The sequence below is a fragment of the Shimia sp. R9_3 genome, assembly GCF_017743755.1.
Classification (GTDB): domain Bacteria; phylum Pseudomonadota; class Alphaproteobacteria; order Rhodobacterales; family Rhodobacteraceae; genus Shimia.
This window is the reverse complement of sequence record NZ_JAGHRP010000008.1, coordinates 58,849-72,637: the sequence shown is the minus strand read 5'-3', so window position 1 is coordinate 72,637 and position 13,789 is coordinate 58,849. Positions and strand designations below refer to the sequence as shown.

Here is a 13,789-nt window from a genome sequence, read left to right as displayed (position 1 = left end):
GTGTTACATAGGCCCGCGCAGACCGAATGCCAAGCGGGTCTGATGGCCTCTCGCGCACCTTCGCCAGACACTGCTGTCTGCCAGCCTAGCCGCTTTCCTGCACGCGGATGGTTTTCTCTGCGCAGATGGCCTGTAGCGCCTCGGGCAGCGCGTCGGTGAACAGGCGGTCTACTTCGGCAAAATCCAAGATCCGCGCGGGGGCGTTGCGCTGGAATTTGCTGTGATCGGCCAAAAGCCAGGTCTCGCGTGCGCCGAGATGCGCGGCCTGTGACACCGCGATTTCATCCATGGCAAAATCATAGGCCGCGCCGTCTGCGGAAATCGCAGAGCAGCCAAGAATGGCGTAATCGAAGGCAAAATCACGCACCATACGCTCCGCGATGGGGCCAACAAGCCCGCCATCTTCGGGGCGAGGTTTGCCGCCGGTCAGCAGGACGTCACAACGTTCGTTACCGGACAGAATCTGCGCCACATTGAGGTTGTTGGTGACCACCAGCAAGCCGTCATGACCCAGAAGCGCGCGGGCCAGCGCCTCGGTGCTGGTGCCGATGTTGATGAAGAGCGCAGAGCCATTGTGGATTTCCGCCGCGCAGGCCTGTGCCATGGCGACTTTGGCGTCCGCATTCACACGGCTGCGCTCTTCATAGGCGATGTTGCGCACGCCTGAGGGCAGAACCGCGCCGCCATGCACGCGTTCAAGCCGACCAGCATTGGCGAGCTGAGTGAGATCGCGGCGGATGGTCTGCACCGTCACGTCAAAATGCGCGGCCAGCCCTTCGACGGTCACTTTGCCCTCTGTGCGGGCGATTTCGAGGATTTCACGGTCTCGGAAACTGCTGTGCATGTTCGGTTATCTTCGTTTTGCGATTTCAGCCGTGGCAGGGTTTTTGTGAATTTACAATGAAAACCTACGTGGCAGAGGTGGTTTTTCTTGACTCTCAGATGCGAAAATGTTCGAAGATGCGCGAAAATGTTCGTAAGCGTTCCGCGAAAGGGAATCCCATGACAGCGCAGGCAGACAGCACCGTAGATCTCTTTGTGATCGGGGGCGGCATCAACGGGTGCGGCATCGCGCGGGATGCGGTGGGCCGCGGCCTCTCTGTGGAACTGGCAGAAATGAACGATCTGGCCTGGGCGACCTCTTCGGCCTCCACCAAACTGTTTCACGGCGGGCTGCGTTATCTCGAGTATTTTGAGGTGCGTCTGGTGCGTGAGGCGCTGATTGAGCGGGAGACCCTGCTGCGCGCGATGCCGCATATCAGCTGGCCGATGCGTTTTGTGCTGCCGATGCATAAGGACATGCGGTTTGACAACGACACACCGACATCGCGCATCCTGTCGCTGGTCATGCCATGGATGAAGGGCCGCCGCCCCAGCTGGCTGATCCGTTTGGGCCTCTTTATGTATGACAACCTGGGGGGGCGCAAAATTCTGCCCGGCACCCGCACGGTGGACCTGAAGTCGGACGAGGCGGGCAGGCCGCTAAAGGGCAAATTTGCCAAAGCGTTTGAATATTCCGATTGCTGGGTCGAGGACAGCCGTCTGGTGGTTCTGAACGCGCGTGATGCCGAAGCACGCGGCGCGACGATCCACACCCGCACCAAGGTGCTCTCTGCCGCGCGCACCGATGGTGTGTGGCAGATCGAGATGGAAGATGTGGAGACCGGCGCCCGCCGCACGGCCCGCGCCAAAGCGCTGGTGAATGCGGGTGGCCCGTGGGTGGCTGATGTCATTCAAGGTGTGCTGAAACAGAACTCCTCTGCGGGCGTGCGTCTGGTGCGCGGCTCCCACATCGTGACCAAGCGCCTGTTTGATCATGACCGCTGCTATTTCTTCCAGGGTGAGGACGGCCGGATCATCTTTGCCATTCCTTATCAGGAAGATTTCACGCTGATCGGGACCACCGATCAGGAGCACACCAACGCCGATGAAGCCCCGACCTGCACCGATGAAGAAGCGCAGTATCTGTGTGATTTCGCCTCAAATTACTTTGAGAAGCCGGTGACGATGGAGGACATTGTCTGGCGCTATTCCGGTGTGCGCCCGCTCTATGATGATGGCGCCTCCTCCGCGACCGCGGCGACCCGCGACTATGTGCTGAAGCTTGATGACAACGGCGCGCCGGTGCTCAATGTGTTTGGCGGTAAGATCACCACCTATCGCAAGCTGGCTGAGGCGGCGATGGCCAAGATTGTGCCGTTCTTCCCAGAGGCCAAAGCCCCGTGGACAGCAGGCGTGGCGATGCCCGGAGGCGATTTTCAGGTGCATGAGGTGGACGGCAAGATTGCCGCGCTGCAAAGGCGCTATCCGTTCCTGACACCGGCTTGGGCCAAACGCCTGATCCGCGCTTATGGCACCGAGGCCGAGACCATGCTGGGCGACGCCAAAGAGGCGGCGGATCTGGGGATCGATTTTGGCGCAACCCTGACAGAGACCGAAGTGCGCTGGCTGATGGAGAAGGAATATGCGCGGGCAGCTGAGGATGTGGTCTGGCGGCGCTCAAAGCTCGGCCTGCGGCTCTCGGAGGCACAAATTGAGGCGCTCAACGCCCATATGCAGGCTGCGCGGCAAAAAGCCTCCGCCTGAGAGAGATCGCGGAATTGATCTTTGGCCGCATGCGGCCTATACGGAGCCCGCACGATGCCGTCGTGCGGGCTTTTAGCTGCCGCCAAAAGCACTCGATGGCGGAAGGACCACACGGATTACTTCGGGCATTCTGCCCAGAACCCGCAAATCTAGAGACACCCCTGACTTAAAAAAGGTTGTGATAAATATGGCTGATAACAAGACACCAGACATTCTGTATACAATTGTAGACGAAGCGCCGGAGCTGGCATCTGCCTCCTTCCTGCCGATCATCCGCAAGTTCGTGTCTGCCGCTGGCATCACCGTGGGCACACCCGACATTTCGCTGGCGGGCCGCATCATCGCAACCTTTCCGGAAAACCTGACCGACGATCAGCGCCAGTCTGACGATCTGGCCGCACTTGGCGAGCTGGTGAAGACACCTGATGCCAACGTCATCAAGCTGCCAAACATCTCCGCCTCCGTGCCTCAGCTGGTTGCGGCCATCGAAGAGCTGCAGGCGCAGGGTTATAACATCCCGGCCTACCCGGAAGATCCGCAGTCTGACGAAGAAAAAGCCATCCGCGCGCGGTATGACGGCATCAAAGGCTCCGCTGTGAACCCTGTGCTGCGTGAAGGCAACTCCGACCGCCGCTCCGCACGCGCAGTGAAGAACTTTGCACAGAACAACCCGCACTCTATGGGTGCCTGGGCGTCTGACAGCAAAACCAAAGTCTCCTCCATGCCGGGCAACGACTTCTACGCAAACGAAGTTTCCGCGACCATCTCCGCCGATCAGGCGGGTGACGCGAAAATCGAATTTGTCGCCAAAGACGGCGCCGTGACCGTTCTGAAAGACGGCTGGCCGCTGGAAGAAGGCACCGTGGCTGACGCGACCTTTATGTCCGCCAAAGCACTGGGTGCGTTCCTTGCTGACGCGATTGAGGACACCAAAGCCGACGGCACCATGTTCTCCCTGCACATGAAAGCCACCATGATGAAGGTCTCTGACCCGATCATCTTCGGCCACGCGGTCAAAGCATGGCTTGGCCCGGTTTGGGATGCGCATGGCGAGGCAATCGCAGCGGCGGGCGGCTCCCCGAACTCCGGTCTGGGTGCGGTTCTGGCAGCCATCGACACGCTGGACAATGCCGAGGCGATAAAAGCCGAGATCGCCGCGCTGGAGCGTCCGTCCATGTATATGGTGGACAGCGACAAAGGCATCACCAACCTGCACGTGCCGTCCGATGTGATCATCGACGCCTCCATGCCTGCCGTGATCCGCGCAGGCGGCAAAGGCTGGGATGAGGCTGGCAACAAGGGTGACACCAACTGTGTGATCCCAGATCGCTGCTACGCATCCGTTTACGATGAGACCGTGAACTTCTTCAAAGCCAATGGCGCGCTGGACGTGACCACCGCAGGTTCTGTGGCCAACGTGGGCCTCATGGCGCAGAAGGCGGAAGAATACGGCTCCCACCCAACCACCTTTGAAGCCCCGGCAGACGGCACCATCCGTGTTGTTCTGGCAAACGGTGAAACCCTGCACAGCCACGACGTTGAAGCAGGCGACATCTGGCGCTCCTGCACCGTGAAAAAAGCGCCGATCGAGAACTGGATCGAGCTGGCACTGGACCGTCAGCGCCTGACCGGTTCCGAGGCGATCTTCTGGCTGGACGCAAACCGCGCGCACGACGCAGAGCTGATCAAATACGTGAAACCTGCGCTGGAAGCGGCGGGCAAAGCGGACCTGTTCCAGATCCTTGCGCCACGCGAAGCAACGGCTCAGTCCCTGAAAACCATCACCGCGGGCAACGACAGCATCGCCATCACCGGCAACGTGCTGCGCGACTACCTGACCGACCTCTTCCCGATCCTTGAGCTTGGCACCTCCGCCAAAATGCTCTCCATCGTGAAGCTGATGCAGGGCGGCGGTCTGTTTGAAACCGGCGCGGGCGGCTCTGCACCAAAGCACGTGCAGCAGCTGGTTGAGGAAAACCACCTGCGCTGGGACTCCATGGGTGAGTTCTGTGCGCTGGGTGAAAGCCTGAACTTCCTCGCGGACGTCAAAGGCAACGCCAAAGCCGGTGTTCTGGGTGTGGCCGCAGAAGCCGCAACTCAGGGCATTCTGGACGACAACCGCTCGCCTTCCCGCAAAGTCGGTCAGCCTGACAACCGCGACAGCCACTACTGGTTCGCCCGCTACTGGGCCGAAGCGCTGGCAGCACAGTCTGACGATGCCGATCTGGCGGCAGAGTTCGCAGGTGTGGCCAAAGCCCTGGCAGAAGGCGAAGAGGCCATTCTGGCGGAGTTCGCAGCGGCGCAAGGCCCAGCAGCAGACATCGGCGGCTACTACCGTCCGTCTGTGGAGCTGAAAGCGAAAGTGATGCGCCCAAGCGCGACACTGAACGCGATCATCGACTAAGGTCGCCACGCCGTGAAAAACAAGAAAGCCGCCCATTTCTGGGCGGCTTTTTTAATGCGTCAGACGGAACTGCCCGTCGCATTGCAAAGATGTTGCCGAGGGCAGATGACCGCCCTCGACCGATAGCTGCAGTTACTGGTGTACGGATTGAACGCCGTTCTTTTCACGCACGCCGTCACGGATAACCGCTTTGATCAGAGCCAAGCCCATCAGAACCATCACGAAGCTGAAAGGCAGCGCGCCGATCACCATGGCGGTTTGAATAGCGCCAAGGCCACCAACCATCAGCAGGCCGCCGACAACAAAGCTCAGTGCCAGACCCCAGAAGATGATGTGCGGACGGCCACGAGGGCTCTCGTCGCCGGCTGCGTTGATGGTGTTCACGATCAGAACCGCAGAGTCTGCCGTGGTGACCAGATAGGTCAGCAGCAGAACAACAACGATAACAGCCATGATCCAACCCAGTGCCGGGGACAGCAGCAGATCCAGCATCACGAACAGCTGGTTTGACTGACCTGCGCCCGAGATTGCGTCGCCCACGCCACCGTTCAGCGTCAGGTCGATAGCGGTACCGCCAACAACGGTGAACCAGATGAAGCACATCAACGAAGGCACCAGAATGGCACCAACGATGTACTCACGCAGGCTGCGGCCACGCGAGATACGCGCCAGGAACACACCAACAAAGGGGGCAAATGCGATCCACCAAGCCCAGTAGAACACGGACCAGCCACCTTGCCAGCCTGCCAGCGCGTCACCCGTCTCGGTACCATCCGGGCTCCAAACAGTGAACAGAAGGGCCGGCAGTTGGGTGACATAAGCAAAGAAGCCATTCACCAACGCGCTGAGACCAAAGAAGGTCGAACCGAAGAGCAGGAAGAAGGCCAGTAGGAAGAAGCTAAGACCCATGTTCAGGTTCGACAGCCATTTGATGCCTTTGCCAACGCCTGACAGCGCGGACAGGGTTGACGCGCCCATGATGACGGCCAGCGAGACGACAATCCCAGCGGTCGACGGCTTGCCCGCCTCATTGACCAGCCAATCGCCCAGACCGATACGGGTCAGGCCTGAAACGAATTGTTCCACACCAAAGCCAAGCGTTTGTGCCACACCAAGAATGGTTGCCACAACGGCAACAACGTCAACAACGTGGCCGATGCCGCCTGACAGACGTTCCCCAAACAGCGGCGCCAGGCCGGAACGAATGGTCAGCGGCAGGTTGCGGCGATAGGAGAAGTAAGCAAGCGACAGCCCCACCAACGCATAACACGCCCATGCGACAAAGCCCCAGTGCATGAACGACCAAACATAGGCAGAGGTCACGTTGTCCGCGCCGGATGCCGTGGTTTCCCCCATAATCACGCTGGGATTGGTCGCGAAGTGATACATCGGCTCTGCGGTGGCAAAGGTCAGCATCCCGATACCGATCCCGGCACCAAACATCATCGAGAACCAGGAGAAGTTGGAAAACTCAGGTGTATCTCCGGCCTGGCCAAGCTGCAGCCTGCCTGTGGCGGGAACCACTGCCAGCGCCGCACAAACAATGGTGAAGAAAGCCGCAGCATAGATGTACCAGCTGGCGAAATTCTTCAGAAGAAAGCCGTTCATCGCGCCCAGAACAGCGGCGGCGTTTTCTGGTACAGAAATCGCCCAAACGATCAGCGCACTGACCAGGATTTTGGAAGATATCGCTACGGTTTTGCTGAAGCCGGCATAAAAGCCCGTTTCAGCCGTTGGGATCGACAGATCCATCATTGGGGGTTCTTTGGCCATAACTCCTCCTTTTGGCGCAAGAATTCACATCCTTGAGGGATGTTCCGGTTTCGGAGTGCCCAGCCAAATGGCGGCGCACTCACAAAAAACCGCCCCTGCGAGCAGGGGCGGTGTGTTGGATTAACTTGGAAGATACTCGTCAGCCCATGATGTGCTGATATCGCCGCTGGCGATCATCTGTTCAATGGCTTTCTCCGCATAGCCAAGGTCGCGCAGAATCGCGCGCGTGGAAGTGCCAAACTTCTCCGCTGGGTCCAGCGCATAGACCTTGCTTTGCGCTGGACGCACGGCGTAGGGATCAAGTTGTGTCACCTCGTGGCCGCTTGGATGATCGGGGTAGACCGAGAAAGAATAGCTGCCTTTGTCGATCCCCGGCAGACCGTCGCTTTCACGTGTGTTCAGCGCGCGCAGGGCTTCGAGGTTTTCACAGATCGTGGCCGCGAGATCCGCGGCGCGCAAACGGGCCACCCACTCAGAGGCGGGCTGCAGTTGGAACGCCTGAGACAGATAGGCCGCGCGCTCTTCCTCGGGCAGGTTTGGCAACTCTTCCAACCCTTCAACCTGCGCAAAACGCGGCAGATCGCTCTCATAGGCACTCAGCAGAATGTAGCGACCTGACGCGGTATAGTAGAAGCGGGTCAGAGCATCGTACCCGTTGGCCTCAGGGCCGGAAGGCTCGTCGAACAAACCGCGCCCCTTAAAGTCAAAGGCAAAGGGCGCCTGAAGCAAGCCACTGTTGGCCGTCAGAGAGGTGCGGCCCCGGCCAATGCGACCGAAGCGATGCTTTTGATAGAGCGCCGCAGCGACACTCAACGCTCCACCAAACCCGCACATGACATCGATGGTGCCAACATGGGCGTGCTCTTCAGGGCGATCCATGGCCCCGCCAAAGCGCAGCATGATGCCGGTCGCAGCCTGCACCAGATCGTCATAACCGATATAGTCAGTCCGCGTTCCCCGCCGCACGCCGCTGAAACAATCCAGTTTACAAAAGATCGCATCCGGATTGAGCTTGCGCAGATTGTCGGCATCAAGCCCCATTTTACGGATCTGATTGTCCGGCGCATTCCAGACGATCACGTCAACAGTTTTCACCAGATCTTCAAAGACCTGTCGGCCATGGCGCGAGGTGATATCTGCCAGAATGGAGCTTTTGCCGCGCATCTGCGACATGCCGTAGATCACGGTGTTCCAGCTGTCATACATCGGCTCTGCCGGATCCAGTTTGATCACCTCAGCGCCAAAGCGTGCCAGATAGCTGGCAGAGTGAGGCCCTGCGATCACATTGCATAGATCGAGGACCCGTACGCCAGACAGCCAGCCTTCGCGGTTTTCCGCTTCAGCGGGCTCCGGCAATTCAGTGCGGTGCTTTTTGAGAATTTTCAGAGCTTCGTCAAATTCGGCCCAGCGACGTGGTTCCGGCTTCAGCGCCTCTTCGCCGCTTTCCTCAAGCCACACCACTGGCCCAGGTTGTGTCATGTCACCGTAGACCGGATCCCAAACGTCAATCATCAGCCCGGAGGTCTCGGCATATTCGTCGTGAATCCACTCCTGGAGCCACCTTTGCGGCGCGCCCGGGATCATGCCGCGGCCAAACATCTTCTTCCACTCATGGGAGGTGCGGGTCATAAACACCTCCTTCATGCGCGCAGCGATCTTGTCGGCCCAGTCCTTCGGCATGGGGTAGACGCCTAGCGAGGTGTTGTGTTCCCACTCCGACCACGGCTTGTAGGTGTCTTCTTCGGAGGTCAGGCCCTCTTCAACCAGTTCGTCGTAGATCCCCAGCACTTCCAGGCAGCGGCGCGCGTGGTTTTTGTGGCTGGGGCAGACCACATAGAACATCCGGCCGTCTTTACACATGTAGCTGCGGAAGAACGGGTCCAAAAGCTCCTGGAGATCCTCGTAGCTGACGTTCATCGGCAGGCCTTCGATCCGACGACGCTCGATCTCTACCTCGCGCTGGGTTAGATAGCGCTGGGGCATGTCAGAAACGTGGATGGAGTTATAACAAAGCCCCTCCATCACTGCGGCAGCCAGAGGCACCTCGATGGCGTCCCCCTGCCCGGTCAATTGACGCGCTTGCAGCGCCAGCACGGTGGCCGAGGCGGCAATCTGGGAAGCATAGGCAGAAGATAGCGGCAATGGGGAGAAGGACGGGTTGAGGCCCATGAGCACGCGGTTCAGACCCATGTCGGTGAAGACACCGGAACTTGCGGCCACGATGCTCTCAAAAGCGCGCAGCTCGCGGCGCTCTTCGTCATCAGAGGCGAAACCCGGAATGCTGAGGGTGATCAACTCTGGACGGTCATTGCGCATAGCGGCGAAATCGATGCCCAGCTTGGACAGTTTTCCCGGGCGGAAATTCTCGATGAGAATGTCGGCCTCCGCACATAGCGCAAGCGCCTGCTCAAGACCTTCTGGGGTTTTCAGATCGAGATTTACGATGACCTTATTGCGGTTCAGCATGGCGTTGGCCGGGCTGTCCCACATAGCGCCTTCGGGCGGGTCGATGTGCACAACCGTTGCCCCCAAATCCCCGAGCAGCATCGCAACGGCAGGGCCGGCGATATACTGGCCGAAGTCCACGACTTTCACGCCGGTCAACGGCAGGTTGGAAAACGAATGACGCATGTGTCCTCCGATCGTTCAGGAATTTGAGTTGCGCGGTTATTGACCGTTCAGGATCCAGCCAGCGGCTTTCTCGGCAATCATGATGGTCGGAGAGTTGGTGTTGCCGCTGGTGATTTCCGGCATTATCGAGGCATCCACCACCCGCAAGCCGCTCACCCCGCGCATGCGCAGATGCGGATCCAAGACGGCGGTGGCATCATCATCGCTGCCCATCTTTACGGTGCCAACGGGGTGGAAGATGGTGCTTGCGATGTCTCCGGCAAGGCGCGCCAGCTCTTCATCACTTTGGTACTGTGTGCCCGGCTTAAACTCTTCTGGCGCATATTTGCGCATCGCAGGCTGCGCCATGATCTCGCGCACCTGACGCAGGCTGTCGGCCGCCACTTTGCGATCGTCTTCGGTATCCAGATAATTTGGTGTGATCTCTGGCGCGTCACGGAAGTTGCCGGAAGCAATGCGCACATGGCCACGACTGGTGGGGTTGAGGTTGCAAACACTCACGGTCATGGCCGGGAAATCATGCAGATCCTCGCCAAAGGCCTCAAGGCTCAGCGGCTGTACGTGGTATTCCAGATTGGCATGCGTGCGGCCCGGATCAGAGCGGGTGAAAGCCCCCAGTTGGCTCGGTGACATGCTCATGGGGCCGGACCGTTTGAACACATACTCAAGCCCGATCTTGGCCTTGCCCAGCAGCGAGTTGGCCAGTGTATTCAGGGTCTGGGTGCCCTTCACCTTGAAGACCGCACGGATCTGGAGGTGATCCTGCAGGTTTTCCCCAACATAGGGCTGGTCCATCACCACATCGATGCCGTGCTTTTTCAGAAGGTCCGCAGGACCAATGCCCGACAGTTGAAGGATTTGCGGAGAGTTGATCGCGCCAGCAGACAGCACCACCTCTTTGCGCGCGAAGGCCTCAACGGATTGACCGGCGCGGTTCACACGCACCCCAGAACAACGCAGGTCGCCTTCTTTATCAAACAGCAGCTTTTCCGCCTGCGCTTCGGTCCAGACTGTCAGATTGGGGCGCGCTTTGGCGGGACGCAGGAAGGCTTTGGAAGTGTTCCAGCGCCAGCCTGAGCGCTGGTTGACGTCAAAATAGCCAACGCCAGCATTGTCGCCGCTGTTGAAATCATCGGTTTTCTGGACGCCGGTCTCCTCTGCGGCATCCGCAAAGCTGTCCAGCACCTCCCAGTTCAGGCGCTGCTTCTCAATCCGCCACTCACCACCGTGGCCATGCATATCCGAGAAGCGGCTGTTGTCTCCGGTTTTGGGGTCAGCGCCATCATCCAGTTTGTAGTGGTCCTCATGAGATTTGAAGGACTCCAGAGAATTTTCCCAGTTCCATTCTGCTTCGCCGGTCAACGCAGCCCAGTTGTCATAGTCGCGCGCTTGCCCGCGCATGTAGATCATGCCGTTGATTGAGGAGCAGCCGCCCAGGGTTTTGCCACGCGGATAGAGCAGGCTGCGGCCGTTCAGCCCTTTGTCAGGCTGCGTTTTATAGAGCCAGTCAGCGCGGGGATTGCCGATGCAGTAAAGATAGCCCACAGGAATATGGATCCACGGGTAAGTGTCAGCCTTGCCCGCTTCCAGCAAAAGCACGCGATTTGCAGGATCCGCGCTCAGGCGATTGGCCAGCAAACAGCCAGCAGAGCCCGCGCCGACGACGATGTAGTCAAATTCGTTTGCTTGATCCGCCATGTCTGATCCTTCTGCCACCGGGTCGCTCAGTTCGTGATTACAGAGGGAGAGAAGTGCGAAACGCCTGACACAGCGCGCCATTAGGCTGTGTTCAAAAGACTGATCGGCATTTCCTCCCCGAAACGCAATTGATGCATAGGTATTCGACATTCAGCGGCGGGAAGCTAATGACAAATACCTCAGAGCTATATTAAGAATTTTTATATGGACAGATTCTCGAACCTTAACAATCTCTTGGCCTTTGTTACCGTGGCGCGTGAAGGCAGTGTGTCCCGTGCGGCGGATGTGCTCAATCTCACCCAGCCAGCGATCAGCCATCAGATCAGGCGACTTGCAGAGGAAACCGGTTTGACCCTCTTCACCCGCACCACAACCGGTCTGCAACTCACACCCGATGGAGCAGCGATTCTGGCAAAGGCCGAGAATGTGCTGGAGGCCATGAGCGAATTCCGCCGGAGCGCCCGGCGCCGGTCCGGTCAGATCAGTGGCACCTTGCGACTGGGCACGATCGTTGATCCCGAGTTTATCCGCCTTGGACGCTTGCTGGCGATCTTGCGGCGCGAGCATGCAGCCATCGAGACGCATCTGCTGCACGGAGTGAGCGGAAATATTCTCTCGTGGCTCAGCCGCGGACAGATTGACGCCGGGTTTTATCTGAGCGGCCCCGGTGATGTTCCAAGCACCACTCCAGATACCGAAAACCCGATCCACGCGGTACATCTCGCGGACTTCAACTATCGGGTCATTGCGCCAGCTGGCTGGGGGGCGCAGGCGGAACATGCGGACTGGAAACAGCTTGCCAACTTGCCTTGGATCGGCACACCGGAGCTGTCGGTGCATCATCGCCTTTTGCAACGTGTGTTAAAGGAGCACGGCTGCACCCAAAATGTTGTGGCGCAGGTGGATCAGGAGGCGTCAATGCTGGAGATGGTGAGATCCGGTATCGGGTTGAGTTTGTGCCGTGACTCAATTGCTCTGCACCAGAAGCAGACATTCGGTCTGGTGATTTGTGAGACCGTTTCGGTGCCCGCGAGCCTCAGTTTTGTCACGCTGGAACGTCACATAAACCGCCCGATCATTGCAGAAACGGTGCGCTTGCTAGAGCAGGCTTGGTGAGCCTGCTTGCACAGGTCTGCGTGAGTGACAAAGGGCGGTTGCTGGCTTTGTGGGGTGTGTTCAAACACGCGTGCGACGCCAAAGGCACAAGCATGTAAGCACTTAGGGAAAAAGAGAAAAATGGCGAGCCCTGGAGGACTCGAACCCCCGACCTGAGAATTAGAAGTTCCCTGCTCTAATCCAGCTGAGCTAAGGGCCCGGTAACGGAGGTAATTAGATAGGCCTTGAAGGCATGTCAACAGAGGAGCGGCGCTCTTGCCGGTGAATTTGCCGCCCGGCGAGCGTGCTGGGCTGTGTGACTGTTTGATGGGCTGGTAAAATCTCGCTGCGATGAACTGCAAACCGCTGTCAGGCTGTCTATTTGCGCCGTTTATCGAGATGATGCAGCCGGAGTGTTTCAAGTGGCGCGCGGGAACGCCTCTTGCCATTGCGTCCACATTGCCGATGTGGCGCAGAGCACCTGATGCCAGCAATTGACCTCTCGCATTTGCCGTGCGGCGTGGCCCGAAGCCGCTGGCGACACATTCCCATTCCTCACCTGCAGCGCCTTCCTTGAAGCGCGGGGGATCATGCGGCGCGTGCCGTCCTGGTACGGCGGCGATGTGCTGAAACTTCTTGGGCGCGGATTGGATCTTTGGCTGATGCGTGGCGGAAGCTGCGGTCTGCCCTGAGGGGGCGGTGAGCTTTGCCGGGCGGGGCTTCGGACGCACGATGACGGCATATCCGCTGGGCGACTTGTGACCGGGAACTGCCAGATGGGTCGCCGAAGGTTTCGCTGTGTTGGCAACGGGCTGGGGAATAGCCTGAGGGACTTGGTTGGGCACCGCAACGGGTGTCGGCACCGGCGTTTTTACTGGGGTTTGCAGGGGTGTCGGCGTGGCTTGAGGGGTCGCCTGCGGCGTTGCGGTTGGGGTCGCAATCACCGCGGGAATGCGCTGTGGAATGCGGGCAGGCACCGCGTAAGGGATCGCGGTGGGTACGGCCGTGGGCGTGGGTGTCGGGATCGCGGTGGGCTGCGGGATCGCCTGTGGTATCGGTTGGGGCGTCGCTATGGGGCGCGACGCCAGTGGTGGCACCGCCTGCGGCACCGCTTGCGGGACCAGTGGCGGTGCGATCACCGGCGTGGGCACGGCGTTGGGGACAGCCACGGGTGTGGGCGTCGGGGTTGCCTGAGGCGTGGCCTGCGGTGCAAGGGGTGGCGCGACAACCAAGGGCGGCACCTGAGGCGGGATGGCCACCGGCGTTGCGATCGGCGTTCTCTGGGGTGCCAAGACAGGCACCGCTGTGGGGGCCAAAACAGGCACAGCGACCGTTTGCGGCGTGCTGGGCGTGCCTTTGGGGGGCAGTTGGGTGGCTGTCGGGCGTGAAGGCCCAGAGGTTTGGGTATTGTGGTGCTGTGATCCGGATTGTCCGCAGCCCTGCGCGGACTGGTGCGGATTGCCGAAACCACGACACCATCCGTAGTGGTTTCCACGCGCTAGGACCGGACCAGAGAACAGCTCTGCGCTCAGGCAGGTGGCAAGCAACAACATCAGTGTTTGTCTGTGCATGGTCCCCTCACCAACTGGTTGTCAAAGCGAT

10 protein-coding genes and 1 tRNA gene are annotated in these 13,789 nt (G+C 59.4%); 6 read left to right on the top strand and 5 right to left on the bottom strand.

Translation table 11 applies throughout. The features are described 5' to 3' along the window. Positions 1-85 precede the first annotated feature (85 nt). Complete coding sequence (locus J7412_RS17970; RefSeq protein ID WP_209080016.1) at positions 86-844, bottom strand: DeoR/GlpR family DNA-binding transcription regulator; 759 nt, start codon at positions 842-844, stop codon at positions 86-88. Between the two features lie 158 nt (positions 845-1,002). Here J7412_RS17970 and glpD point away from each other — a divergent pair, with 158 nt between their 5' ends. Next, positions 1,003-2,586, top strand: a complete 1,584-nt coding sequence (gene glpD / locus J7412_RS17965; RefSeq protein WP_209080014.1) for a glycerol-3-phosphate dehydrogenase — start codon at positions 1,003-1,005, stop codon at positions 2,584-2,586. Positions 2,587-2,773: 187 nt separating this feature from the next. Then, positions 2,774-4,990 carry an NADP-dependent isocitrate dehydrogenase gene (locus J7412_RS17960; RefSeq protein WP_209080012.1) on the top strand — a complete coding sequence of 739 codons (2,217 nt, stop codon included), beginning with the start codon at positions 2,774-2,776 and terminating at the stop codon, positions 4,988-4,990. A gap of 132 nt (positions 4,991-5,122) precedes the next feature. Here J7412_RS17960 and J7412_RS17955 read toward each other — a convergent pair whose 3' ends face one another. The 3 genes from J7412_RS17955 to J7412_RS17945 form a co-directional block, all read right to left on the bottom strand. Then, a complete protein-coding gene (locus J7412_RS17955; protein ID WP_209080010.1) occupies positions 5,123-6,763 on the bottom strand; it encodes a BCCT family transporter in 1,641 nt (546 codons plus the stop codon). Positions 6,764-6,883: 120 nt separating this feature from the next. Then, a complete protein-coding gene (locus tag J7412_RS17950) occupies positions 6,884-9,394 on the bottom strand; it encodes a CoA transferase (protein WP_209080008.1) in 2,511 nt (836 codons plus the stop codon). Between the two features lie 36 nt (positions 9,395-9,430). Next, positions 9,431-11,092, bottom strand: coding sequence for a GMC family oxidoreductase N-terminal domain-containing protein (locus tag J7412_RS17945; RefSeq protein ID WP_209080006.1), 1,662 nt, complete (start codon positions 11,090-11,092; stop codon positions 9,431-9,433). 204 nt (positions 11,093-11,296) lie between these two features. Here J7412_RS17945 and J7412_RS17940 point away from each other — a divergent pair, with 204 nt between their 5' ends. Then, on the top strand, positions 11,297-12,208 hold the full coding sequence (locus tag J7412_RS17940; protein WP_209080004.1) for a LysR family transcriptional regulator: 912 nt from the start codon (positions 11,297-11,299) through the stop codon (positions 12,206-12,208). A gap of 121 nt (positions 12,209-12,329) precedes the next feature. On the opposite strand, the gene J7412_RS17935 is transcribed toward J7412_RS17940, so the two are convergent. Next, positions 12,330-12,407: transfer RNA gene (locus tag J7412_RS17935), tRNA-Arg, on the bottom strand. 274 nt (positions 12,408-12,681) lie between these two features. Between J7412_RS17935 and J7412_RS17930 the strand changes: the two genes are divergently transcribed. The 3 genes from J7412_RS17930 (at position 12,682) to J7412_RS17920 (ending at position 13,672) form a co-directional block, all read left to right on the top strand. Beyond that, a complete protein-coding gene (locus J7412_RS17930; RefSeq protein WP_209080002.1) occupies positions 12,682-12,879 on the top strand; it encodes a hypothetical protein in 198 nt (65 codons plus the stop codon). 301 nt (positions 12,880-13,180) lie between these two features. Continuing rightward, positions 13,181-13,381, top strand: a complete 201-nt coding sequence (locus J7412_RS17925) for a hypothetical protein (RefSeq protein ID WP_209080000.1) — start codon at positions 13,181-13,183, stop codon at positions 13,379-13,381. Positions 13,382-13,438: 57 nt separating this feature from the next. Then, positions 13,439-13,672 carry a hypothetical protein gene (locus J7412_RS17920; protein WP_209079998.1) on the top strand — a complete coding sequence of 78 codons (234 nt, stop codon included), beginning with the start codon at positions 13,439-13,441 and terminating at the stop codon, positions 13,670-13,672. The last annotated feature ends 117 nt before the right edge of the window (positions 13,673-13,789 follow it).

Bases quoted from the DNA above. Each gene is read 5' to 3' on its own strand.
- J7412_RS17970 (WP_209080016.1), bottom strand. From the start codon at position 844: ATGCACAGCAGTTTCCGAGACCGTGAAATCCTCGAAATCGCCCGCACA.
- glpD (WP_209080014.1), top strand. From the start codon at position 1,003: ATGACAGCGCAGGCAGACAGCACCGTAGATCTCTTTGTGATCGGGGGC.
- J7412_RS17960 (WP_209080012.1), top strand. From the start codon at position 2,774: ATGGCTGATAACAAGACACCAGACATTCTGTATACAATTGTAGACGAA.
- J7412_RS17955 (WP_209080010.1), bottom strand. From the start codon at position 6,763: ATGGCCAAAGAACCCCCAATGATGGATCTGTCGATCCCAACGGCTGAA.
- J7412_RS17950 (WP_209080008.1), bottom strand. From the start codon at position 9,394: ATGCGTCATTCGTTTTCCAACCTGCCGTTGACCGGCGTGAAAGTCGTG.
- J7412_RS17945 (WP_209080006.1), bottom strand. From the start codon at position 11,092: ATGGCGGATCAAGCAAACGAATTTGACTACATCGTCGTCGGCGCGGGC.
- J7412_RS17940 (WP_209080004.1), top strand. From the start codon at position 11,297: ATGGACAGATTCTCGAACCTTAACAATCTCTTGGCCTTTGTTACCGTG.
- J7412_RS17920 (WP_209079998.1), top strand. From the start codon at position 13,439: ATGGCCACCGGCGTTGCGATCGGCGTTCTCTGGGGTGCCAAGACAGGC.